Raw genomic sequence first — 25958 nt, forward strand, 5'->3', positions numbered from 1 at the left:
AATGATCACGAAGCAGTCAAAGCTTGTAATTGCAGTGACAATGAGTTTACTACTTCTAACAGCCTGTCAAGCACAAGCATCAAACTATTATACAGGCACAGTGGAGAGCGATAAATATACTATTATGTCTGGTGTGTCAGGTGAAATAGAGGAAATATTTGTTAAGGAGGGACAATGGGTTGAAAAGGGCGATGATATAGCCCGTATTGACTCAAGTGCGCTTGAAATTGAAAAAGGAAAACAAGAGGCCCTTCTTGCCGGTGCTGAAGCAGAACTTGCCCAGATTGTTAAAGGGGCAAGGCAGGAAGAAGTGAATCAAATATATAAGCAAATTGACCAGCAGGATGACCAAATAGCAATTTTACAGGACCAGCTTAATCATGCTTTTGACAGCTATGAGAAGACAAAAAATCTTTACGAAAGCGGAGCTGTCTCCAAGCAGAAACTGGATGATGCAAAACTTTTAAAAGACAATGCGGTATCGAAAAGAGACCAGGCCAAGGCCCAGAAATCCCTTTTTCAAGAGAAGTTAAATCTTGTCCTAGAAGGGGCCACTGAAGAGGAACTTCTAGCCGCTCAGAGTCGTGTTGAAAGTGCAAAATGGGGTGTGGCGTCAGTTCTTAATAAGATAGAAGACACACATATTCAGGCCAAACACACTGGAACCATAGAGAACATATATGTGAGTGAAGGCGAACAGTATCAGGCCACATCAAAATTTGCAGAAATCCTTGATCTGGAAAATATAAAGGTCAAAATATATGTGGAGGAACTGAACCTTCATAAGATTGGTGTTGGTGATGATGTTGTCATCAAAGTGGATTATGACGAAAGCTTAGAATACAGAGGACGGGTTGAGTTCATTGCAGGAAAAGGTGAGTTTACGCCTAAAAATTTGGAGTCAAAGGAAAACAGACAGGAAGTTGTTTATGAAACGCGTATTCGAATCACCAACAAGGATGACAGATTGAAACCAGGCATGCTTGTGGATATCTATTTAGGAGATGATTTGAATGAATAAGGAGGAAAATTCAAAATATCTTATTCAGATTAAAGACTTGAAAAAAACCTTTGGTGATATTGATGCCGTGGATGGAATCACCTTGAACATTCCGCGGGGAAAAATATTTGGCATCCTCGGGCCCAATGGGGCAGGGAAGTCGACCCTAATCCGCATGCTGTGTGGTGTTTTAAGACCCACATCTGGAAAGGGGACAGTTTTTGGCTATGACATTGTCAAAGATGCAGAAACCATAAAACTCCATATAGGTTACATGTCGCAAAAGTTTAGCCTGTATGAGGACTTAACTGTTTATGAGAACTTGAAATTCTACACTGAAATCTATAATGTGGGCAAGAAACATGTAGAAGAAAGAATTGACCAAATCATTAATATGGCAGGTCTCAGTGGCCGCAAAAACCAGATCACAGGCACCCTGTCTGGGGGATGGAAACAACGTCTGGCCCTTGGCTGCACTCTTATTCACAAACCGGATCTTCTCATACTTGATGAGCCAACAGCTGGGGTGGATCCAGTATCAAGGCGAGTGTTTTGGGAAATCATATATCGACTTTCAAGACAGGGAATCAGTGTCCTTGTGACAACCCACTACATGGATGAAGCAGCGAGTTGTGATGAAGTGGCATTTGTTTTTAGGGGTCATATTATTGGACAAGGGGCCCCGCAGGAAATTATTGATGAAATGGGTGTTAAAAGTTTAGAAGATGTTTTTATTAAGTACGAAGAAGAGGTGACGGGAAATAAGGTGGCCAGTTCTTACGATGAACTTAAGTTCCTTCTAAGAGAGGAGGACCAGTCATGAGTTTAATGCGACTCTTTTCAGTGGTAAAAAAAGAATTTATTCATATAAAGCGTGATGTGCCCAGTTTGGTGATTGCCCTCCTTATGCCCATTATATTTGTTCTGCTGTTTGGTTACGCTGTGAATACGGATGTGGAAAAAATCGACATGGCCATTTTGGATATGGACAAGACCTACCAAAGTAGGGAACTGATAAATAAGTTTCATGCCACACGCTATTTCACACCGACAAGATACCTGAACAACACAGGTGAGATTCGAAGATCCATTATGGACAATTCAGTTGATGTGGCTCTTATTATTCCATCTGGCTTTGGCAAAAATATAGAAAAAGGGGAAAAGGCAACGACTCAGCTTGTCATTAATGGTGTTGATCCCACAATAGCTAGAACAGCGCTTCAAAGCAGTGTTATGCTATCAAGGACTTACGTTTTTGAACTGATAGAAAGCTCAGGTTTTAACTTGACAGAGAATATGGAGAGACTGGACGTACGAACAAAGGTCTGGTTCAATCCTGATCTTGAAAGTTCAAAATTTATCGTGCCAGCTCTTATAGGTCTTGTTATGCAAAATATCACAGTTATACTAACCTCCTTCTCCCTTGTTCGTGAAAAGGAGCATGGGACAATAGAACTCCTTATTGTAACCCCAATACGGAGCGCGGAACTCATAATTGGAAAAATGGCTCCATATGTTATTATTGGCACCATTGACTTTTTACTGGCACTCTTTCTAGGCACCTGGTGGTTCGAAGTCCCTGTTCAGGGATCCTTACCCCTATTAATAGTCCTCGGTGTTCTGTTTGTGATGTGCGCACTTGCCATTGGCATGCTTATTTCCTCAATAGCAGACAACCAGGCCCAGGCCATGCAGATGGCTCTTTTATTTCTTCTTCCGAGCGTTATTCTTTCTGGCTTTATGTTTCCAAGAGAGGCTATGCCCCTTCCAATCTATACGGCTGGATTCGTGCTTCCCGTGACATATTTTATTAATATTTTAAGAGACATAATTTTAAAAGGGGCAGATTTTAGCTATCTTGTGGATGATACCATCGCCTTAGGCGTCTTGACGGTGGTTCTGCTTATAATCGCTTCAACGCAGTTTAAGAAACGACTGGATTAAGAAAGGTCTTATCTGTTTCCGATATAATACCAATATGAAAATAAGAACATTATAGCTTGAATCCCATGGACTATTTCCGTGGGATTTTTTATGTGTACAAGCTGTGTACAAACAATTAAGAAAGACTTAAAGATGCATAATCAATCAAAAAAACACATTTTTTTAATTTAATTTTAAGACTTATTTGTTACATTACAATAGGCAAAATAAGATCAGGCGCTTGCAAAATTATAGATCTGTGTCACCGCCATACATATATAGAATTTGATTTTTAAACATCTATATATGCTACAGCGATGGACCTTGAATGATATTTTGCAAATCGCTCCGATAGAAAAAGTATCAGCCATACAAACAAGGTATGGAATGTTACAGGAACAATGGTGAGAGGAGGTCAAAATTGGGGATATTAATTAAATACACATTTCGAAATATTAAAGAACATAAATTTCGAACGTTCTTAATTTTATTATCCATAATGTTATCTGTGGGACTGTTCTTTGCATCGCTATCCATATCCGATGCCTTAACAGATCTTATTATGGAAAACATAAAAAGTTATATAGGAACAGCAGAAGTCTACGCAGGTCCAGGAAGATTCAATGATTCAGGTTCCATAAAAATGAAAGAACTTGGTGATGTTTCAGAAGACGTAGAGTATGCCATTGGAGTTGTTGAATGGGGCGTTAAATATAGAAACAGCGAGGACAAAACCCAAACGCTCAATCTCAAAGGATACAGACTGGAAGACTTGGAAATTCAAAATCCAGTAAACTTTGTAAAGAGTCTGGGGCCTTCAGCTTACACTGGCAAAACAGCAATAGTTGGCCAGGCCTTTGCTGAGAAAGAAGGTTATGAACTTGGAGATTTCGTACCACTTATTTTCTCTGATGACGACATCAAGCGATTCAAAATCGTTGCCATAGCAGAAAATAAAGGGTTTTTTAAAGAGAATATGACCTTTGGTGAAAAAAACCCAGAGTTTATTGTACCGCGCGAAACCCTCAGTCGGTTCCTTGGGTCGCCTAACCTTGTAAACACAGTTTACTTTAAGACGGTAGACGACACCAAAATGCAAGAGACTATAGAAAAAATTAAAACAGTTTATAAAGACGAATACGTTGGTGAGATGATTTCGAAGTCAGAAATTAAGTCACAGGTGGATCCGATCCGGATTCCATTTATGTTCATGCTTATTCTTGTGGTTCTTATTAGTGTATTCATTATTTATACATCCTTTAAGGTAATTACCCTAGAAAGACTGCCGATGCTTGGCACATTCAGAAGTATAGGGGCAACCAAGAAAATGACAGACTTTATCATGCTCTCAGAAGCTACAATTTACGGTGTCCTTGGAAGTGGGATAGGTTGTTGGTTAGGCTACGGCATGTTAACAGCTGTGACCCATCTCATGTCATCGAGTATGCTTGGTGGTGGCACAGTTGAAAGAATTGTCTATCCACCACTATACATGGTTCTGGCCTTTGTCTTCGGAATGATACTTTCCTTTGGGAGTGCCCTGGTTCCTATTGTTAAGACATCAAAGATTCCAATTAAAGAAATCTTGTTAAACATTATAGAAGGCACAAAAAAGAAAAGAAAGTATATGCGTTATGTAATAGGAGCCATCCTAGCGGCTTTATCTATTCTCATACCGATCCTCATGTCAGAGGGCATGATGGCAGCACTTTCAGGCGGTCTTGGTATCATACTTATGATATTTGCCCTTGTTTGCTTTGTACCTGCCTTGAGTGACGGTTTTATAACGATCTCTGAAAGATTTTTTGCAGCCGTGTTTGGCAATATTGGTATGCTGGCTGTAAAGAATATGAGGGGCAACAAAAGCACATATGATAATGTCATACTTCTTACAATAGGTCTGGCAAGTATGTTGACCATTAGTACAATGGGGGCAGGCATGCAAAATGATCTTCTTGAGTATTTCAATACCAGAACCTATGACCTTGAAGTCTATGTGGACTCAGAGTCGTCCCAAACGACGGTTCAAAGAATCCTTTCAATAGAAGGGATAGAAGACACGATGATTTATCAGAATTCATACAGTGCCTTCACCTATCAGGGCGATGAAAAGCCATTTTTAAATCAACTTGTTGGTATTAGCACAGACCGTTTTGCAAACTTTGTTCAGTACGACATACTCAATCATGATAATGACCGTGAAATATTCGAGGATGTTTTGACAGGACGAAAATTAATTTTGGGAACGACAATTCGGGACAAGTACAATTTAAAAGAGGGTCAGGTGCTTGATCTGGATACAGGTCGAGGCATTCGAAAATATGAAATTATTGGTTTTATCAAGACCAAGGATTCAGATGGTAAAATTGGCATCACCTCAAGACGGAACATAAAGAATGACTTGAAACAGTTTTGGGGCACCACAATGGCTATGAAAATAAAACCTGGCTACGACATAGATCAGATGAAAGTCGATGTGGAGGAAAAACTAAAAAATCTCGATTGGTATCGCGTTGAAGTTATGAAAGAGCTTAAGGAAAGATACATGCAGCAGAATTCAACATTCATCATCATAATTTCTGCATTCTCGGTTGCAACAGCCTTGATTGGCAGTATTGGGGTCATGAATAACTTCCTTGTAAGTTTTCTTGCTCGCAAAAAGGCTCTGGCCATCTATGCTTCAGTTGGTATGAGTAAAAAGCAAAGAAAACAAATGATATTGATCGAGGCCATATCCGGAGGCATTATGGGAGCCGTGTTTGGTATTGCCACAACACAGCTTATGATGTTTAGGGTTTCAAACCTGCTGGAAAAGGCAGAAATATCACTTGGTGTGAATATGACGATGAGTTCGGCTATGCTCGGCATGATTGGAGCAGTATCAGTTTGTCTGATTTCATCCCTAGGTGTTCTGAAAAGATCAGGCAAAGTGAGTATAATTGAAGAATTAAGATATGAATAGGAGGCGCGTATGTCAGTCGTAGTTGATGTAAAAGATGTCTGCAAAAATTTCGTGCTTGGAAAAGAAGAAGTAAAAGTTCTAAAGAGTTTAGACTTTCAAATAAATAAAGGTGAGTTTGTTTCTTTAATGGGCCCTTCCGGTTCAGGTAAATCAACCCTCCTGTATTTAATTGGCGGTCTTGACAATCCGACTGATGGCCAGGTTCTTATTAATGGAAAAGAACTTAAACTTATGAAGGATAAAGAAGAAAGCATTATGCGTCGTCGAGAAATCGGTTTTGTGTTTCAGTTTTACAATCTGATTCCAAACCTGAATGTTGAAGAAAATGTTCTATTACCAGTGCTCCTTGATGGTAAGAGTCCAAAAAAATACCAGGGTAAGCTTGATGAAATACTAGATCTTGTCGGTCTTTCTGATAGAAGAAAACACACACCAAGAGAGCTTTCCGGCGGCCAGCAACAGCGTGTGGCGATTGCTAGAGCCCTCATAAGTGAGCCGGATCTGATTCTTGCCGATGAACCCATCGGTAATCTTGACAGTGTCACAGGGACAGAAATCATGGAACTCTTCCAAAGAATCAACAAGGAAAAAGGAAAAACCATTGTACAGGTTACGCACTCAGAGAGCGCGGCACAATACGGAACAAGAATTATAAGACTCAAAGATGGGAGGCTGGTCTAATGATCAAGAAAATTGCACTAATGGGAATAATTATGGCATTTGCAGTGACTGTAACAGCATGTGGAGGTGGCGGTGCAGATGCTGCTGCGGAAGATGGTCAACCTGTAGGAGACCCAGTGGCTGTGGAAGAAGAAGTTCCAGTCAATGAATCTGTTGAGGCTTATGGTATTGTCGAAGCAACCAACGAGCAAAGTATCAGCGTTGATTTCAATGCACGTGTGAATAAGATTTATGTAAAAGCTGGAGAACGAATTTCAAAAGGCGACAAGCTTGTGGACTTTGACATCAGTGTCCTCGAGAACGAAATTGCAAGCAAAAAAATGGAAATCAATGAAACACAGTATGAGCTTGATAAAAAAGACTACTCTGTTTCAACCCTTGATCTAGATGTTAAAAATGCTGAAGCACAACTTTCTGAGCTAGAAGAAGAATTTGAGAAGAAAGAGGCTCTTTATAACAGTGGTGCTGTGTCAAAAGATGAATATAACAAGCTAAGCGATCAAATTGAAGCCCAAAAAAGAACTTTAGACAAATTAAAACTTAATTTAAGAAGCACAACAAACGAAGTTTCTGGCAATCGTCAGTCTCAAGAAAATAGAATGACAAGACTAAAAGATGAGTTACAGCGTCTTGAAGACAAATATAAAAAAGCAAACTTCGTCAATGGCAATCAAATTGTCTCAACTATCGAAAACGGAGTTGTGTCAGAAGTGGGTTCAAAAGAAGGCTCATATGTGGATAGAGAAGTCAGTGTGCTCACTATCGTTGACTTAGATTCAAGAATTGTCCGCGCTGATATAGCAGAAGAGTTTATTGGAAGAATTTACGAAGGTCAGCCAGCGGTTGTCACATCACAGGCTGTGCCAGACAAACAGTACACTGGTAAAGTTGTTCGCATTTGGGGAACATCTATTAAAAAAGGTGGCGAGACAATCGTACCGATTGAAATTGCCCTAGATGATATGGATGACAAGCTCTTTCTAAACTTCAATGTGGATGTGAAAATTGAACTGGATCAAAAAGAAGACTAAAGTTCATTGAGGCATTAAAAGGCTATAAAAGAATATGGAATGAATATAAAAGAGGGCTGTGTAATAGAAATACACAGCCCTCTTTAAATTTTACCCCAAAATGGCGAATTACTTTCGAGTTTCGCTTTGAGCACACTCTCCATCTAGGCCAAGAAGAATATCCAACCCATGATCAAGAACAGGCATTAAAACCTCAAGATGTTCTCGAGCGGCCTTGGGACTGCCTGGCATATTGACAATCAAGGATTTCTTGCGAATACCTGATGTGGCTCTTGAAAGGGCAGCTTTGGGTGTGATTTTTAAACTTTCAAGACGCGCCAGTTCGCTAAGGCCAGGGGCCCTTCTCTCAAGAATAGCTTCGGTGGCTTCAGGTGTAACATCACGCATGGAAAAACCGGTACCACCTGTTGTTAGAATGAGATTGACCTTCATCCGATCAGATAGTTCGATGAGGGTATCCATGATTGTTTTTTGATCATCTGGAATAATACATTCATGAACAATGTCATAGCCATCATTTTTAAGCATTTTTGATAAAAGAGGACCGCTTGTATCTTCTCTTAGCCCTTGACTGCCTTTATCACTAACGGTTACAACTGCCGCTGTAAACATGAGATCACTCCTTTTCTTTGTATCGTGTTATTATTATTATAGCATTATGAAAAATATCCTTTTAAAAAACATTGGAGGTACACATGAAAAAATTAAACATGACGCCAGTACATGAAGCCATAGATAAAGCCCTTGCAAGTATAGAAAAAAGTAAAGGGGTCAAATCACTTCCTATCCATTATGCCTTGGGGCACTGCCTGGCTCAATCAATACAAGTGACTTTCGACCTACCGCCGTACTCAAAATCCACGGTGGATGGCTATGCTGTGAGAGCTTGTGATATAAAGAATGCCAGTGCTAAAAAGCCCATTTTATTGAATGTGGTTGGACAGAGTGAAATGGGAGAGTACAACCCCATACCCCTTAAGGAAAACGAGGCCGTTTATGTACCAACTGGGGGCATGGTCCCTGAGGGAGCAGACACAATGGTCATGATTGAGAATACGAATTGTGGCAAAGAGACAGTTGAAATTTTCATGCCTCTTGAAAGTGGGACCAATATTATTTATAAAGGCGATGATCTGAAAAAAGGAGATTTGGGCCTTGAAGCTGGTGTCTATATAAGACCCCGTCATGTTGGAATTTTAGCTTCAATGGGGGTGGAAGAAGTGAATGTTTTTGAAAAGCCTAAGGTTGCAATCATTTCAACAGGGGATGAACTCATAGAATTTGGTCAGGCCAGGTCTGGAGGACAAATCTTTGACATTAACACCCACAGCTTAAAAGCTCTATGCGGTTCTTATGGTCTTGAAGTTGTGTATTCACGTGTTGTTAAGGATGTCTTTGATGCCTTGTGCCATGCCATTAAGGAAGCTGAGGCCCTTGCAGATATTGTACTCCTTTCTGGCGGAAGTTCTGTTGGTGAAAAGGATATGACCCTTGATGCTGTCATGACGCTTGAGGGCGCAAGAAAAATTATTCATGGTCTTGCATTCAAGCCGGGCAAGCCCACTCTAATAGCGGATACGCCAAAGGCTTTGATTCTTGGTTTGCCAGGTCATCCTGTTTCAGCCCTCATGGTCATGGATACTATAGGAAGACGTCTGCTGAATGGGATTTGGAATGTGAATATTGAAAAGAGACACACCATAAAGGGTCGCCTGACAGAACCTGTCATACCAGCCAAGGGCAGAGACACTTGTCAAATGGTATTTGTGCAAAGCACAGAAAGGGGGCTAGAGGTCAAGCCACATCAAGGCAAATCGGGCATGATCTCCTGGATGGGATATTCAGATGGATATATTCTAGTCCCTTATAAGGCCGGCAAACTTGAATCGGGTTCAGTGGTGACTGTGTATTTATGGGATAATAATAGTCCTTTGATCCAAAACGAATGGATTTAGTGGCGTTTTCTCATAACAAGTTGTAATATTTCAACAAGAGGAAAAAAGCTTCAAATTGAAGGAATAATCAGAAAATAAGGTTTTTTGAGCGAATAAGACATGGTTAAGTTATAGGATTCATACATTTTATCGTAAATATTCTGCATTGGATTTATGCGCCCCCTCCCCTAGTATAAGAAATGGAAAGCTGGTTACATGTTAAGCGTTTTGTATAACATCTTTAAGGGGGAGGAAACAATGAGTAAGAATTTATTGGCACCATCTGAAATTGCTGAAAAAATGTTGGATGTATCTGTCAAAAAAGCGAGGAACACGTTCGGGAACATGTTCCTTCTAGGGGTTATGGCCGGAATATTCATCGCAATTGGTGGGGCGGCAGCAACCGTTATGTGGGGCACCACAGGGGACTTAGGTCTTTCAAAATACCTGGGTGCGGCTGTGTTTCCGGTGGGACTCATTCTGGTTATAATCGCCGGTGGAGAATTGTTTACGGGGAACAATTTAATGACACTGGGACTTATGAATGGGAAAATCACACCAGGTGAGTTGATGAAAAATTGGTGTGCCATCTATTCAGGCAACTTTTTAGGCTCTATACTGATTGCAGTTTTGGTTTATAAGGGGCAATTGTGGGGGAGTGCAGATGGTTTAAATCTCATAGGCCAAAAAGCTGTAGCCATTGCAAGTGCAAAAGCAGGACATTCTTTTTCAGTGGCTTTTTACAGAGCCGTATTATGCAATATTGTGGTTGTTCTAGCCGTTTGGATGGCTCTTGGAGCTTCAACGGTTCAGGGCAAGGTCCTTACTTTGTGGTTCCCGGTCAGTGCCTTTGTAATGTCCGGCTATGAGCACGTGATTGCAAATATGTTTTTTATACCTGTGGGCATGTTTTATGGAGCGCCAGTGACATGGAGCGGCATGATTGTATCTAACTTTATTCCGGTAACCCTTGGAAATATCATTGGTGGCGGTGTCGTTGTGCCAGTTGCCTACCATTTCATCTATCTTCACGGGCGAAGGAATCGGGATGGTAAAGATTTAAAAATTGCAGCCTAAAAGATCAGGTGAATTGAGAAAGGCCCATCATTCGGGCTCAATCTACAAGAATTAATAGGATATATGAAGTCATGAGAGTCCGCCAAGAAAAGGGTGAAAGATCCCTGGTCAGGGCGGACTTTTTATATCACATTTCTTGTATTATGTTAACTCCTCATGTATACTATTATGAACATGTTTTTGAAAATAAACTGAATCGTAACGACATTAAGAGAAAGACATTATATAATAAAGTTTGAAAAGCGCTTAAAGTATGTACCATAAGGAGTAAAATGTGATCAAATCAACAGCTGATGCACTTCTAAAATCGTTAAGACCAGAAATTGTTTATATAGATGAACCGATGAACAAACACACGTCATTTAAAATTGGTGGACCAGCCGATGTGCTTGTCATGCCTCAGACAGTAGAAGACGTTAAATGTGTTTTGGACATTTGTAAGGAACACGCCTGTCCATGCCATATTGTTGGCAATGGAAGCAACCTGCTTGTAGGAGATGATGGCATTAGAGGTGTCGTTCTCAAACTCTCTGAAAACTTCAGTGGCGTAGAGATTGAGGGAGACAAAGTCAAAGCAAAATCAGGTATTCTTTTGTCTCAACTATCAAATAGGGTTGTAGAAAAATCATTAGGCGGATTTGAATTTGCTTCGGGTATACCAGGCACTTTAGGTGGCGCAGTCTTTATGAATGCAGGTGCCTATGGTGGAGAGATGAAAGACGTGGTTCGAGAGGTTACTGTCCTTACTCAAAGTGGTGAAGTCAAGACCCTATCGAATGAAGAGTTGGATTTCGGGTATAGAAGAAGTGCAATCCAAAGAGAAAAACACATTGTTTTGGAAGTTTCTATGGAACTTACAGAAAAACCGTATGACGACATTAAAAATATTATAGATGATTTGACGCACAAGCGTACAACAAAACAGCCCCTGAGCCTACCGAGCGCAGGATCAACATTCAAGAGACCAGAAGGTTATTATGCTGGTAAACTGATTGATGATGCAGGCCTTCGAGGGATTCGCTATGGGGATGCGCAGGTATCAGAACTGCACTGTGGTTTCATTGTCAACAGAGGCAAGGCCACGAGTGAAGATGTTTTAACACTGATCAGTCTGGTTCAAAAAGTTGTATATGATAAGTTTGGTGTCGAGCTCGAACCCGAGGTACGGTTATTCGGGAAGGAATAAGGTATGAGAATTCTTTCAGATTACCACACACACACAACATATAGCCACGGAATAGGCACAATTGAAGAGAATGTTGAGGCCGCTAGAAAAGTTGGTCTTAAAATACTCGCTATCAGTGATCATGGTCCAGGACATATGGGCTTTGGCATTAAAAAGCGTAAGTATAAAGAAATGAGACAGGTTATTGACGAAATGAATGCCAAATACGATGACATTGAAGTTTTACTTGGTCTTGAGGCCAATGTCCTTGATGTTGACGGACACCTTGATGTTGACGAGGAAATTCTAAAACTCAATGATATTTTGCTGGCGGGCTACCACTTTGGAAGTCGGCCTGTTCGTCTTGTTAGAGATATGATCCACCATGCAAATAACTACTTTAGTAAAGAGGGCGTGGCAAATAAAAAGCTTATGGAAGCCAATACGGTTTCCCTTATTAATGCCATGAAACGGTATGACATTGATATTCTCACGCATCCCGGTGCAAAAGGCCCCATTGATGTCAAGCGTGTGGCTCAGGTTGCATCTGAGACAAACACAGCTCTTGAAATCAATGCCAGTCATGGTTTTTTAACACTTGACCAAATCAAGGAAGCCATGGCTTATGATATAAAGTTTTCTATTAACAGTGATGCCCATCATCCAAGGGACATAGGAAATTTTAAAAAGGCAATCGATCGGGCAAATGCAGCTGGTTTAAGTTATGATAGGGTTATTAATGCCGTAGAATCATAGATGAGAGACTTACGCCTTGGAATTGTTAATATTAGCCTAAGTTAGGAGACTTATATGGAACTGGTGATTATAACAGGCATGTCTGGCGCCGGAAGAAGCCAGGCTATGAAAGTGCTAGAGGATTTTGGTTATTACTGCATAGACAATTTACCCCCAGTTCTGATTCACCGGTTTGTTGCACTTTGTAATCAGAACACAGAAGACATTGAAAAGCTTGCCCTTGTAACAGATATTCGAGGGGGCGTATTCTTTAAGGACCTTCAAAAAGAAATGGAAAATCTAAAGGCAAATGGCCTTGACTTCAAACTCTTGTTCTTGGATTCTTCAGACAAGGTTCTTATCAAGCGCTTTAAAGAAGCTAGACGGTCGCATCCTCTTAATCCAAATGGCTCCATTGAGTCAGGCATTGAAGAAGAGCGTGTTAAGCTTTCGAAGTTAAGAGAAATGGCGGACACGATTATTGACACAAGTGGTTACAACATCAGTCAATTCAAAAGTGAAATGTCAAAAATATTTAGGGAAGACACAGAGCAATCGAATATGTCTATTTCCATCATGAGTTTTGGCTTTAAAAAAGGCATTCCTCTTGATGCGGATTTTGTTTTTGATGCGAGGTTCCTCCCCAATCCATTTTACGTAGAAGAGCTAAGAATTCAAACAGGCAATGACAAAGACGTACAGGACTATGTTATGTCTTTTCAGGAAAGCCATGATTTCTATAATCAAATTGTGAGCATGGTGCAAACAATTCTTCCTCTTTGTGAAAAAGAAGGGCGTGCCCAGCTTATTATAGCCATTGGTTGCACAGGGGGACAACACAGGTCAGTGACCCTTTCAAACCGGCTGTATGCAGAACTAAAGGGACATAAATACACGGTTGGCATTACCCACCGTGAAATTCGATAGAATTAGGTGTTGTTATGGAAACGGAAACAAAGATTGTTGCACTTGGTGGAGGAACGGGTTTATCCATTCTCCTAAGGGGCCTTAAAAAAGTAACATCAGATGTAACAGCTATAGTTTCAGTTGCTGATGACGGCGGTGGTTCCGGGGTTTTACGCGAAGATTTAGGTATGCTTCCACCGGGCGATATACGTAGCTGTATTTTGGCGCTGGCGAACACAGAACCAATTATGGAAGACCTAATAAAATACAGATTTCAAGAGGGCGGTCTCAAGGGGCAGAGCTTTGGAAATCTCCTTATAGCGGCCCTTGTTGGTATATCAGGAAGCTTTGAGGGCGCCGTTGAAAAAATCAGTGACATCGTTGCAATAACAGGACGGGTTTTGCCTGTCACACCGTCAGAGATGACCCTTGTGGCAGAACTTGAAGATGGCAGTCGGGTGGTTGGCGAGTCCATGATTCCTGTAAAGGTTTTGGAGTCGGGGCAGTCTATCCGTAAAATCCGAACCAAGGAAAGGCATATTAAGCCTTTGTCAGATGCCATAAAAGCCATTGAAGAGGCAGATATTCTCGTTATGGGACCGGGAAGTTTATACACGAGTATTATTCCCAACCTTCTGGTGGATGATGTGACCGAAGCAATTTGCAAATCTAAAGCCAAGCGAGTCTATATCCCCAATATCATGACTCAGCCAGGAGAGACGGATGACTATACTGTTAGAGACCATGTTCAAGCCCTGGTGGATCATGGAAGCAGTGAAATGATAGACCTTGTCCTCGTCAATGATACACGGGTTGATGACATTGATCTGGAATATTATGAAGCGGAAGGGTCCACACCAGTTTACTTAACGGATGAGGATAAGACGTATTTGGATAATCTCAGCATTGGATATAGAACGGAAGACTTCATGCTGATTGACAAGGGCTATGTGAAACATGACGCCCAGAAAATTGCAAAATGTCTTGTGGAACTGGTTGGAACAAAGATATATAGAAAAGAAGATGAAGACTAGCAGGGGCCTGTTTGTGTATTACAAACAGGTTCTTTTATTTAGATAACCCCTACTTGGAAAACGTTTTCTGTGGTAATATGAGAAATGAATAGGTTTTATTTCAATATTTTGTGGCAAAACAGGACTTTAGACTTTAAGTAAAATTAACATTGGTGTGTTATAATGCTCCAAGTGGGACAAGGCCTGCCTTATATTGCATGTGGTGTGTTTTAAATTCTACCTTTGTATGGTATACTAATTAGATAAAAGCACCTAAGAAGCAATAAGGAAGTGAAGCCCTGTGAAAACAGTCACAAGTGCAGGTGGGGTCGTCTTTCTGGGGAACTCTGTCCTCATGCTTCGGAAGTTCAACGGAGATTGGGTCCTTCCGAAGGGGAAAGTGGAATCAGGCGAATCCACAGAACAAACCGCGCTTCGAGAAGTTAGGGAAGAAACGGGCGTTAAAGGACGAATTATAGAATTTCTCGGTGAGACGAACTATAGATTTAAAAACTGCTGGAGCCAAAACGAAGTCATTGAAAAAAGAGTTCTGTGGTATATTATGGAGGCCAAAACCACCCATACCGTGCCACAAAAAGAAGAAGGCTTTGTAGAAGCAAAATTTATTCATATTAACAGGATCGATGAAACTGTCAAATATGATGACGAAAAAGATATGATAGAAAATGCAATCCGCATCTATCAGTATTCGAAAGAGTGATGAAACATGTCGTTTTCTTCTACGACTAAAAATGAGCTCTCAAGGATTAGATCAGAAGGGCCATGCTGTCAAATGGCAGAGCTTTCAGCTCTTATTAGGACCAGCGGCACGATTATGTTAAAAGGATTGTCCCGGACTGACCTAAACATATTAACTGAGAATCCTGCAATAGCTCGATTAATTTTTACGTTTTTTAAGAAAAATTTCAGTATCCACACAGAAGTGGTTGTGCAAAAGAATAAAACCCTTAAAAAAGGAAACGCCTACCAAATTCATATTGAAGATGCAGGCGATATTTTGAGAGCGCTGGGTATACTTGTTGATGTAGATGGTTTTTCAGGTATAAATGACCAAGTGCCCCTTTTCCTTTTGAAGGATTCTTGTTGCAAACGAGCATATATCAGAGGCGCCTTTCTAGGCGGTGGGTCTGTAAGTGATCCCGAAAAGGGCTATCACCTGGAGTTTATCACCCACAGTGAAGAATACGGAAACTCTCTGAAAGAACTCATAAATGAGTTTGGGCTGGAGTCAAAATTGATTGATAGAAAGTCCAATCACATTGTATATCTAAAAGAAGGTGACCAAATCGTAGACTTGCTGAACATTATTGGTGCCCACAAGGCCCTTCTCGACTTTGAAAATGTGAGAATTGTAAAGCAAATGCGAAACGATGTCAATCGCCTGGTAAACTGTGAAACCGCGAACCTGAATAAAACTGTTAATGCAGCTATGAAGCAGGTTCAAGATATAAATTTAATCAAGTCTGTGGTTGGACTGGGTGCCTTGCCAGATGGGTTATCAGAGCTGGCAGAGTTAAGACTGGAACAACCAGAGGCGAGTCTTAAAGAACTTGGGGAGATGCTTGATCCACCTGTAGGTAAGTCGGGGGTCAATCATAGGTTCAAGAAAATACACAAATTTGCGGAGAGTCTCGTTAATTAGGAAGGTGGATCGAAATGATCAAAAAAACACTTAACATCACGAATGATTCCGGCCTTCATGCTAGGGCTGCCGGTAGATTCGTAGAAATGACAAATCAATTTAGTTCTGAAATTTATGTTGCAAAAGAACATATCATGATCGACGGCAAGAGCATCATGGGTATTATTTCAATGGGCGTTCATAAAGGGGACGAAATTGAAGTGACAATTGAAGGCGTAGATGAACGCGAAGCTATGGATGCTATAGAAAATCTTATTGTAAATGAATTGGCAAATCTGTAATAAAAAGGTGCAATCATTGGAATTACAGGATTTTGACACCACACACATAAGATGCAGCAGATGGAGGTCCTGAGTTGATGAAACGAATACCAAGGGGTATTGACGCGCTTAAATCTGGGATGATTCTTGGGGAAACTATTTTTGATTCTTCAGGCAATACGCTTTTGTCAGATGGAATTATATTGAGACAGGCGTACATTGAAAAAATCAAGGGTCTTGGATATTTGTCAGTACAAATTCAGGTTGAAGCAAATGAGACAGTGAAAGTAGAACAAGAAATTGAAAATAAAGACGACTCTGCTGCTTCGAGAGACCTAATTATTCGGACAACACGGGAAGAAGCTACAGTGCTTGTTAAGTCATGCATGAAAAATGTGTCGGTGGATACAGAGATTGATGTTGATAAACTCTATTTAATTGTCAATACAATTATAGATGAGATATTTTCAAGTGAAGAAATCACAGTAAACTTAGCTAACCTCAAATCAGTGGACGAGTATGTTTTTGAACACTCGGTTAATGTCTGTATTTTATCGGTTATATGCGGTATTTACATGGGCTTTAACAAGGTCCGTCTGGTTGAGCTTGGAATAGGAGCCCTCCTACATGATATAGGCAAGGGACTGATTTCCCAGGAAACACTCAACAAACCGGGCACTCTGACATCAGATGAGTTTGATGAAATCAAGAAACACACAATTCTTGGTTATGAGGCCCTTAAACGGATTCCAAATATCACAGAAACATCGGCGTGTGTTGCCCTATATCATCATGAACGCTTCGACGGTGCCGGCTATCCAACCGGGAAAAAGGCTCAGAACATTCATGTGTATGCAAAAATTGTTGCTGTGGCAGATGTTTTTGATGCCATAACATCAGATCGCGTTTATGGGGCAAAAGAGAATCCCTATAAGGCCATGGAGTATATTCTAAAGTCCAGCGAAGCGCATTTTGACAAGGAAATTGTCAGAGTCTTCCTCAAAGCTGTAGGGTATTATCCACTTGGACTGAATGTAATATTAAGCACAGGTGAGTATGGCATGGTCACTAAAAAAGATCGAGACTTGCCAACGGTTAGAGTGCTTATTGACAGTCGACTTCGTCCAATAAAAGGATACTATGAAGTGGACCTTAGAAAAAATCCAAAAGTAAGAATTCATGATATAGATCCACACAGAAAGCAAATGGGATACAGTCAATTAAATGATGGGATCTCAGGGTAGAGAAGAATATACAACGCTGAGGCACCTCGATGAGGTGCTTTCAAATTGTTGACTAAAATACGATGCATTGGAGGCACGACATATGAGAGCGCGTATGTGTATAGTTCTGTTGATTATTATGATATTAATAGCAGGTTGTCAACAGGATGAAATCATTGAAAACCCATCAATCACATCTAGAGAATGGAATTTAATACTAGAAAGTGCAACTGGCACCACGGTAACACTATACTATACCAAGGACGATGAAAGACTGGAAAGATGGCTTACCAGAACCGTTGCCCCAGGTGTTTTATCAGAAAATGGGATCAGTCTTGAACTCGTAAGGAAACCGATGACTGAGATCATGGAAAAACTTAGTGATCAAAAAATGAATGAAATTGACACGGGGTCCATTGACCTCATTTACTTTGATGACCATTCTTTTAAAAAGCTCAAATCAGATGAACTTCTTTATGGGCCATTCCTTGAGAAGCTTCCGAATTATTATGCCAATGTTAACAAAGAAGATTTTGAGTTTATTTATGAAGATGGTATAGCAACAGAGGGCTTTTACATGCCAGTGGGACGAGAGCAACTTGTTTTTATTTACGATGAAGACATGATTCTTGATCCGCCAACGTCTATGGAAATATTCGTAGAGACCCTTCGGACTGCCCCTGGCCAGTTTTCCTTTCCGCTACCACCAGAAAAATCTGGAGAGCTCTTTATGGAAACTTTTGTGGCGGCTTATGTGAACCATGAAAAATTATACCTCGCTCAGCCAAGTCGTGATGTGATAGAACCTATGATTCAGCCGGCTATTGACGCTCTTAGAAAGCTCAAGCCAAAGCTTTGGAAAGAAGGTGCTATGTTCCCGGAAGATGAAGAACACCTGGACCAGCTCTTTTACGATGGCAAGGTGAGTTTTTCCCTGTCAACGGATACAAACAAGGCTTCTAAATATGCAAAAGCTGAAGTATATCCATATGCGGCAAGAGCATTTATAACCGATGAGGGCACTGCAGGAACAAACTCAGGCGTCGTCATAGCCCATAATGCTCCGAATAAGACTGGGGCCATGATCGTAGCGAACTATATGCTTTCTGCCAATGCTCAGACAGAGAAGTATGAACCCTCAAACTGGGGCAATATTCCTGTGGTTGACACCGATATCATGCCAGAAGAAGATGGAAAAATGATCAATCGTGTATCTATTAAAAGAAGTGATATGAAGCAGGAATTACTCAACAATCACAGGGTGCCGCCAATGCCGGTGGAAATTAAGAAAATTGTATCTGAGATTTGGCTGGAAACACTGGAACCAGCAGTTGAATAAGAATAAAAGGAGTTTATAATGAGTGGTCAATTCGTGCATTTGCATCTGCATACAGAGTACAGTCTGTTAGATGGATTCTCACGCATCTCAAAACTCTTTGAAAAAGCGAAGGCGCTAAATATGGACTCCGTGGCTATAACAGACCACGGGGTCATGTTTGGCGTCGTTGATTTTTATAAAGAAGCGAAGAAACATGGAATCAAACCTATAATAGGCTGTGAAGTGTATATGGCGCCAAGGTCAATGAAGGACAAGGATGGGCGCGCTGATAGAGACCAGGGACATCTGGTTCTGCTTGTTGAAAATGAAATCGGATATAAGAACCTGATACACATGGTGTCTCTGGGATTCATGGAAGGTTTTTATTATAAGCCCCGTATAGACTATGACTTACTTGAGAAGCATAGTGAGGGACTCATATGTCTAAGTGCCTGTCTGGCAGGAGATATACAACAGCACCTCATCAATGACAACTATGAAGCTGCTAAGGCTCTGGCTCTTAGACTCCACAAGATATTTGGACCGGACAGGTTTTACCTTGAACTTCAAGATCATGGCATAGAACTACAGAAAAAAGTCAACATGCAACTGGTTCGACTCAGCAAAGAAACAGGCATCCCCCTAGTGGCATCAAATGATGTGCATTATGTTGAAAAAGATGATCATGATGTTCATGACATTCTTTTATGTATTCAGACAGGAAAACTCCTTGATGAAGTGGATCGGCTCAGATTCCCAACACGAGAGTTCTATTTAAAGTCCCCAGACGAGATGGAGGCTTTATTTCCCTATGCCCCAGAGGCTATTGAAAACACAGTGAAAATTGCTAAGCGGTGTGCCTTTGATTTCGATTTTGATACCCTTCATTTACCAGAGTATCCCCTTGAAGAAAAAGAAGATGCCACACTTGAATTAAGGCGTCTTTGTGAAAAAGGTTTAAGGGAACGCTACTCAGATATTGATGATGAACTCACAAAGCGACTTGATTTTGAACTCAACATTATAAAAGAAATGGGATATGAAGATTATTTTCTCATCACCTGGGATTTTATAAAATTTGCTAAGGATAATGGGATTATTGTGGGACCTGGACGAGGCTCTTGCGGGGGGAGTTTGGTGGCCTATGTTCTATATATTACGGATGTTGATCCTATTAAATATGACCTAATTTTCGAGAGATTCCTCAACCCAGAGCGTGTCACAATGCCTGATATTGATATAGACTTTGAAGATGAAAGGCGACAGGAGGTCATTGACTATGTCGTTGAAAAGTATGGTAAAAATCATGTGGCCCAGATCATAACATTTGGAACCATGGCTGCCAGGGCTGCTGTTCGAGATGTGGGGCGTGTGGTCAATATTTCTTATCAGGAGACAGATAGAATTGCAAAGGCCATTCCATTCCAGTTGGGTATGACCATTGAAAAAGCCCTGAAAATGAACCCAAAGCTTCAAGAAATCTATGACACCAACGAGAATGCCAGACGGGTGATTGCAGCAGCAAAATCTGTTGAAGGAATGCCCCGTCATGCGTCAACCCACGCAGCAGGTGTTGTTATTTCTAAAAAGCCAGTGGACAATTATGTGCCGCTTTATGTCCATGACAACAATGTGTCCACGCAGTTCAACATGGTTCTTCTTGAAGAGCTGGGCCTGCTTAAAATGGACTTTCTTGGACTTAGAAATTTAACTGTCATCAAGGATGCCCTAAAAATGATAGAGGCATCAGGAAAAGAAGTGCCGGACTTTTCGACTATGGAAATGGACGACGAAGCTGTCTATACCATGATTGGAACAGGAGAAACCCTCGGGGTATTCCAACTGGAGTCAAGTGGTATGAGACGTTTTATGCGTGAACTCAAGCCGACGGAGCTTGAGGATTTAATAGCAGGGATATCCCTATATCGACCTGGTCCAATGGACTCTATACCAAAGTACATTGCCAATAAGAATAACCCGGATGGGGTGACTTACGCCCATCCAATGCTCAAGCGAATTCTAGAAGTGTCCTATGGGTGCCTTGTCTACCAAGAACAGGTTATGCAGATTGTTCGTGATCTTGGAGGTTACTCCTATGGGCGGTCTGACCTTGTAAGGCGCGCTATGTCCAAAAAGAAAATGGACGTTATGGAAAAAGAGCGCCAGTACTTTATCTATGGAAAAGAAGACGAAAAGGGCAATGTGGAAATTGAAGGCTGTCTCAGACGAGGTGTGCCAGAAGACGTTGCAAATGACGTTTTTGATGATATGATTGATTTTGCAAAATATGCCTTTAACAAGTCTCATGCAGCGGGTTACGCTATTATAGCCTATCAAACAGCCTATTTGAAAACCCACTATCCTGTGGAGTTTATGGCAGCTCTCATGACCAGTGTCATGGGGCATCAGTCAAAGCTGGCCCAGTACATACAAGACTGCAAGCGCATGGGCATTGAAGTCCTACCGCCAAGCGTCAATGAATCTGTAGGCAAATTCTCGGTTTCTGGAAAGGCCATTCGTTATGGTCTGCATGCCGTGAAGAATGTTGGAAGTGGGATTATTCGTTCTATTGTTGAAAATAGAAATGGAGATGGATACACAAGCTTCCTTGAATTCTGTGAGTCGATTGAACCAAGAGAACTCAATCGAAAGGCCATTGAAAGCCTTATAAAGGCAGGGGCCTTCGACGAGTCAGGGGAGTTTCGCTCTCAACTTTTAGCCGTTTATGAAAAAATAGTGGATGGTGTACAACAGGAGAGCCGAAGAAACGCTGCGGGTCAAGTGTCTCTGTTTTCAGGACTGGAAGCTGATGTCCCTGATGTTTTTACAGCCTATCAGTTGCCTAGAATAAATGAATTTCAATTAAAGGTAAAATTGGCTTTTGAAAAGGAAATGCTGGGTATCTATCTTAGTGGGCATCCATTATCTGAGCATACAAAATGGGTGGAAGCTGTGAGCACAATTAACATGTCTGAACTCAAAGATGCTCAGGAAGATGGATCTATTCACAAGCGGGATAATGCTCCAGTCATTATAGCTGGTATGATTGTTGGTAAAACAGAGAAAATGACAAGAAATAGCACAAAGATGGCTTTCATCACTCTCGAAGATTTATATGGCCAAATTGAGACCTTGATCTTTCCGAAAATTTATCAAAGATTTTCAGATATATTAAAAGAAGATGATTTTATAATATTGACGGGCAGATTAAATGTAAAAGAAGATGAAGACCCTAAAATCATAGCAGATTATATATATCCCCTTGATGAAGAGCATGTTGAAAAGATTTCTAAGATGTCAGAGGCAGAGAAGTCACGTTTGTATCAAAGAATCAATAAGAATAACAGACGTGATACATGGAAGAAATCGAAAGTTCGTGATGGACAACTTTCTCATAAAGGAAATGGACACAAAGAGTCCCGCGGGATAAAAAGCGGTGTTGAGCCATCTTCTATCCCAAGTGAAAAGCTGTATTTGAAAGTTGATGTTTTAGATGATGCAATTTTCAGACAATTGAAAGAAAAGTTGCTTACTTCGCCAGGGAATACACCAGTGGTAATCTATGTGGCAAGCCAGAAGAAAAAGCTTACAACAGCTTCAAATCTCTGGGTTTCTGTCAATGATGACCTTCTGGACTTGGTAAAACGTTTTCTTGGCGATGACGCTGTCATATTGCAATAATATGCAAGCGATTTCTTGACATATTTCATGATTTTTAGTGCATTGTATTGATATTCATACTTAAATCAATTAAAATAGGATTTGTATGTGAGCCTGAAAGTTTGACCTATGAAAATAGTAGAACATAAAGTCCTTATCTGATTGACAAATGACTTATCGATAAATGCGCTATATATAAATAGCATTTACTTGAGCATTTGTTTTGGGTAGGACAGGAAGGCCTCTTGCATAATACTGCCGTGGCACGTCGAATGCAAGCTATAGAGACAGGCAGGGTTGTTTCTATATTTTGTATGCGATGTGCAGTACCAGTCATTATGCAAGATGCCCTATGTAAATTCTTGAAGTATGAATTAGGAGTGATCTGATGAAGAGAATTGGTGTACTTACTAGTGGTGGCGACGCGCCAGGTATGAATGCTGCCCTACGTGCAGTTGTACGCGTTGCAATTTGCAGTGGACTAAAAGTATCTGGCATTAAGCGCGGATACCAAGGTCTTATTGAAGGCGATATTGAGGATATGGATGTGTCATCTGTTGGCGATATCATTCATCGAGGCGGAACAAAGCTTAGAACGGCACGTTGTGAAGAGTTTAAAACTCCAGAAGGTCTAGAAAGAGGTCTGGAAGTTCTTCGCATGTTCAATATTGATGGCCTGGTGGTCATTGGTGGAGATGGTTCATTCCAAGGGGCGAAGAAACTAGCTAATGCAGGTTTCCCAACCATTGGTATTCCGGCAACGATTGATAACGACTTAGAGTACACAGACTATACAATAGGTTTTGATACAGCACTAAATACAGTTGTAGATGCAATTTCAAAGGTTCGTGACACATCAACTTCCCACGACAGAGCGTCAATACTGGAAGTTATGGGTAGAAACTGCGGCGATATTGCTCTATATGCTGGTTTAGCAGGCGGTGCTGAAAGCATCATTATCCCGGAACTGGATAATGATGTGGATGACATCTGCCGAAAGCTGATTCAAGGCCGTAATAGAGGTAAACTGCACAACATCATTCTTTTAGCAGAGGGTGTTGGCAAGCCTTACGATTGGGCAGAAACAATTTATGAAAAGACAGGTGTGGAAGTTCGTGTATCTGTTATTGGTTACCTTCAAAGGGGTGGTACACCAACAGCATTTGACCGAATTTTAGCGAGCCGTATGGGCGCAAAGGCCATTGAACTTCTTCAAGAAGGCAAAGCGGGTCGTGCACTTGGAATCAAAGGTCATGACATTGTTGATTTAGATATTGATGATGCACTGGAAATGCATAAGAATATCGACATGGATCTTGTTAAGACTGCTGGTCAACTGTCCATCTAAAACTAGGTAAATTGCGCGTGCGTGTGCATTCATAAGGGAAAAAGGAGTGTCTTGATGAAGAAAACTAAAATCGTTTGTACGATTGGTCCAGCGAGTGAAAAGAAAGAAATTTTTATGGAACTTGTTAAGAATGGTCTTAACGTAGCAAGAATGAACTTCTCACATGGTGATCATGCTGAGCATCTAGCACGTTTTGATCTTGTTAAAGAAGTCCGTGAAGAGCTAAACACACCTGTTTCTATTCTACTAGATACAAAAGGTCCTGAAATCCGTACAGGTAAGTTCAGTGTGCCAGTTGTTGACCTTGTTGAAGGACAAGAGTTCACACTGACAACAGATGACTATCTGGGCGACCAAAATAAGTGTCAAATTTCTTATGAAGGTCTGCCAAAAGACGTTAAGCCAGGCAACATGATTCTAATTGATGATGGTCTTGTTGGTCTTGAAGTTATTGAAGTTAAAGGGAATGATATCATCACAAAGGTTCTAAATGGCGGCCCTGTTAAGAACCATAAAGGTGTAAACGTACCTGGCGTTTCAATCAATCTGCCTGCAATCACACCAAAAGACGAGTCTGACATTAAGTTTGGTATTGAAAACGGTATTGACTTTATTGCGGCGTCATTCATCCGTAAAGCTGCTGATGTCCTTGAAATCAGAAAAATTCTTGAAGATAATAATGCGCATGACGTACATATCATCTCTAAGATTGAAAACCAAGAAGGTCTAGATAATCTAGATGAGATTCTTGAAGTATCTGACGGCTTAATGGTTGCTCGTGGTGACCTGGGTGTTGAAATCCCAACTGAGCAAGTGCCACTTGCACAAAAGCTTATGATTAAGCGTTGTAACGAAGTGGGTAAGCCAGTTATCACAGCAACACAAATGCTTGACTCAATGATCCGTAACCCACGTCCAACACGTGCGGAAACAACAGATGTTGCCAATGCAATTTTTGATGGCACAGATGCAATCATGCTTTCAGGTGAAACGGCTGCAGGTAAATACCCTGTTGAAGCGGTTAAGACGATGGCAACAATTGCACAAGCGGCTGAGGGATCACTTGACTACGAACGCGTTCTAAAGAGTGTTCAAGCATCTAAATCAGATGATTCTGTGACTTACGCTGTATCTCATGCCACTGTAAATACGGCAATGGATCTAAAGGCATCAGCTATCATCACTGCGACAGCATCTGGCTTTACAGCAAGAAAAATTTCACGTTTCCGTCCATGTGCGCCAGTTATTGCTGCGACTTCTTCAGACAAAGTTCGTCGTAAGATGAACCTTGTATGGGGTGTTGAAACGGTTAAAATTGATACAGCAACAAGCACTGACGAAATTTTTGACCTAGCGCTTGAAGCTTCTCGTGAAGCTGGCCTAATCAAAAAAGGCGACCTGGTTGTTATGTCAGCGGGTATTCCAGTTGGCGTTGCAGGTGCAACAAACCTAATGAAAGTTCACCTAGTGGGCGAAGTGCTTATCAAGGGAACTGGTGTTGGTAAAGACACAACAGTTGGTAAGGTTTGCATCGTTAGATCTAAAGAAGAAGCCGAAGCTAAGTTCAAAGAAGGCGACGTCATGGTTACAAACGCAACAGATAAAGACTTGATGCCATTTGTTGAAAAGGCATCGGCACTTATCGTTGAAGAAGGCGGCTACACATCACATGCAGCTATCGTAGCGCTTTCACTTAAGAAGCCAGCCGTTGTTGGTGCGAAAAAAGCAACAGAGCTTCTTGAAGATGGCGAAACAGTGACTATTGATGCTCAAAAGGGTATTGTATACGAAGGTGAATCGCGCATTCTTTAAGCGGTTGCCAAATTTCTCAATGAGCATATTCTTTGTTTAGAATTAAAAACGGATTGATTTATGAAGGGGTGCCACGATTTTCGTGGCGCCCTTTTAGATTGCTGAAATATCCAAAATCCTGCGTTGCTGTATAACTTCCGCTTCAATCACGTATGCAGATACGCTCATAAAGCGGAAATTATCCGCGCCTTGACTTTCGAAAATTTCAGCAATCTAAAAACTGTAGGAAATATCCGAAATCCTGCCT

The 25958-nt window shown here is 41.0% G+C and carries 21 protein-coding genes; 20 read left to right on the forward strand and 1 reads right to left on the reverse strand.

What is annotated here, in order from left to right:
* Position 1: 1 nt before the first annotated feature.
* The 6 genes from ACQ4KW_RS05440 (at position 2) to ACQ4KW_RS05465 (ending at position 7597) form a co-directional block, all read left to right on the forward strand.
* Positions 2-1021 carry an HlyD family secretion protein gene (locus ACQ4KW_RS05440; protein ID WP_430885518.1) on the forward strand — a complete coding sequence of 340 codons (1020 nt, stop codon included), beginning with the start codon at positions 2-4 and terminating at the stop codon, positions 1019-1021.
* Entirely contained in the window at positions 1014-1823 is an 810-nt protein-coding gene (locus tag ACQ4KW_RS05445) for an ABC transporter ATP-binding protein (RefSeq protein WP_430885519.1), read from the forward strand. Before ACQ4KW_RS05440 ends, ACQ4KW_RS05445 begins: the two co-directional genes overlap by 8 nt.
* A complete protein-coding gene (locus ACQ4KW_RS05450; RefSeq protein ID WP_430885520.1) occupies positions 1820-2944 on the forward strand; it encodes an ABC transporter permease in 1125 nt (374 codons plus the stop codon). The genes ACQ4KW_RS05445 and ACQ4KW_RS05450 overlap by 4 nt, the downstream gene beginning before the upstream one ends.
* Positions 2945-3344: 400 nt before the next feature.
* Positions 3345-5885, forward strand: a complete 2541-nt coding sequence (locus ACQ4KW_RS05455) for an FtsX-like permease family protein (RefSeq protein WP_430885521.1) — start codon at positions 3345-3347, stop codon at positions 5883-5885.
* A 9-nt stretch (positions 5886-5894) separates the two neighbouring features.
* The gene (locus tag ACQ4KW_RS05460; protein ID WP_430885522.1) at positions 5895-6566 is read left to right on the forward strand and encodes an ABC transporter ATP-binding protein; all 672 of its coding nucleotides are present in this window, start codon (positions 5895-5897) and stop codon (positions 6564-6566) included.
* Positions 6566-7597, forward strand: coding sequence for an HlyD family secretion protein (locus ACQ4KW_RS05465; protein WP_430885523.1), 1032 nt, complete (start codon positions 6566-6568; stop codon positions 7595-7597). The genes ACQ4KW_RS05460 and ACQ4KW_RS05465 overlap by 1 nt, the downstream gene beginning before the upstream one ends.
* 108 nt (positions 7598-7705) lie before the next feature.
* Here ACQ4KW_RS05465 and ACQ4KW_RS05470 read toward each other — a convergent pair whose 3' ends face one another.
* Positions 7706-8209 carry a MogA/MoaB family molybdenum cofactor biosynthesis protein gene (locus tag ACQ4KW_RS05470; RefSeq protein ID WP_430885524.1) on the reverse strand — a complete coding sequence of 168 codons (504 nt, stop codon included), beginning with the start codon at positions 8207-8209 and terminating at the stop codon, positions 7706-7708.
* An 83-nt stretch (positions 8210-8292) separates the two neighbouring features.
* Between ACQ4KW_RS05470 and ACQ4KW_RS05475 the strand changes: the two genes are divergently transcribed.
* The 14 genes from ACQ4KW_RS05475 to pyk all read left to right on the forward strand — a co-directional run bounded on the left by ACQ4KW_RS05475 (position 8293) and on the right by pyk (position 25711).
* On the forward strand, positions 8293-9552 hold the full coding sequence (locus ACQ4KW_RS05475; RefSeq protein ID WP_430885525.1) for a molybdopterin molybdotransferase MoeA: 1260 nt from the start codon (positions 8293-8295) through the stop codon (positions 9550-9552).
* 237 nt (positions 9553-9789) lie between these two features.
* Positions 9790-10608 carry a formate/nitrite transporter family protein gene (locus ACQ4KW_RS05480; RefSeq protein WP_430885526.1) on the forward strand — a complete coding sequence of 273 codons (819 nt, stop codon included), beginning with the start codon at positions 9790-9792 and terminating at the stop codon, positions 10606-10608.
* A gap of 274 nt (positions 10609-10882) precedes the next feature.
* Positions 10883-11794: a UDP-N-acetylmuramate dehydrogenase gene (murB, locus tag ACQ4KW_RS05485; RefSeq protein WP_430885527.1), complete on the forward strand. Its 912-nt coding sequence runs from the start codon at positions 10883-10885 to the stop codon at positions 11792-11794.
* A 3-nt stretch (positions 11795-11797) separates the two neighbouring features.
* Positions 11798-12529, forward strand: coding sequence for a PHP domain-containing protein (locus ACQ4KW_RS05490; RefSeq protein WP_430885528.1), 732 nt, complete (start codon positions 11798-11800; stop codon positions 12527-12529).
* A gap of 54 nt (positions 12530-12583) precedes the next feature.
* On the forward strand, positions 12584-13435 hold the full coding sequence (rapZ, locus tag ACQ4KW_RS05495; RefSeq protein WP_430885529.1) for an RNase adapter RapZ: 852 nt from the start codon (positions 12584-12586) through the stop codon (positions 13433-13435).
* A gap of 14 nt (positions 13436-13449) precedes the next feature.
* Positions 13450-14448 (forward strand): gluconeogenesis factor YvcK family protein, encoded by a 999-nt coding sequence (locus tag ACQ4KW_RS05500; protein WP_430885530.1) that lies wholly within the window; start codon positions 13450-13452, stop codon positions 14446-14448.
* A 280-nt stretch (positions 14449-14728) separates the two neighbouring features.
* A complete protein-coding gene (locus tag ACQ4KW_RS05505) occupies positions 14729-15148 on the forward strand; it encodes an NUDIX hydrolase (RefSeq protein ID WP_430885531.1) in 420 nt (139 codons plus the stop codon).
* Positions 15149-15154: 6 nt separating this feature from the next.
* The gene (gene whiA / locus ACQ4KW_RS05510; protein WP_430885532.1) at positions 15155-16090 is read left to right on the forward strand and encodes a DNA-binding protein WhiA; all 936 of its coding nucleotides are present in this window, start codon (positions 15155-15157) and stop codon (positions 16088-16090) included.
* Positions 16091-16104: 14 nt separating this feature from the next.
* Positions 16105-16371: an HPr family phosphocarrier protein gene (locus tag ACQ4KW_RS05515; RefSeq protein WP_430885533.1), complete on the forward strand. Its 267-nt coding sequence runs from the start codon at positions 16105-16107 to the stop codon at positions 16369-16371.
* Positions 16372-16448: 77 nt separating this feature from the next.
* Positions 16449-17594 (forward strand): HD-GYP domain-containing protein, encoded by a 1146-nt coding sequence (locus ACQ4KW_RS05520; RefSeq protein WP_430885534.1) that lies wholly within the window; start codon positions 16449-16451, stop codon positions 17592-17594.
* An 82-nt stretch (positions 17595-17676) separates the two neighbouring features.
* The gene (locus tag ACQ4KW_RS05525; protein WP_430885535.1) at positions 17677-18912 is read left to right on the forward strand and encodes an ABC transporter substrate-binding protein; all 1236 of its coding nucleotides are present in this window, start codon (positions 17677-17679) and stop codon (positions 18910-18912) included.
* An 18-nt stretch (positions 18913-18930) separates the two neighbouring features.
* A complete protein-coding gene (locus tag ACQ4KW_RS05530) occupies positions 18931-22572 on the forward strand; it encodes a DNA polymerase III subunit alpha (protein ID WP_430885536.1) in 3642 nt (1213 codons plus the stop codon).
* A gap of 367 nt (positions 22573-22939) precedes the next feature.
* Positions 22940-23899 (forward strand): 6-phosphofructokinase, encoded by a 960-nt coding sequence (gene pfkA / locus ACQ4KW_RS05535; RefSeq protein WP_430885537.1) that lies wholly within the window; start codon positions 22940-22942, stop codon positions 23897-23899.
* A 54-nt stretch (positions 23900-23953) separates the two neighbouring features.
* Entirely contained in the window at positions 23954-25711 is a 1758-nt protein-coding gene (gene pyk / locus ACQ4KW_RS05540) for a pyruvate kinase (protein ID WP_430885538.1), read from the forward strand.
* The last annotated feature ends 247 nt before the right edge of the window (positions 25712-25958 follow it).

Source organism: Tianxiuia mixotrophica (assembly GCF_050596425.1).
Lineage (GTDB): Bacteria > Bacillota > Clostridia > Peptostreptococcales > Acidaminobacteraceae.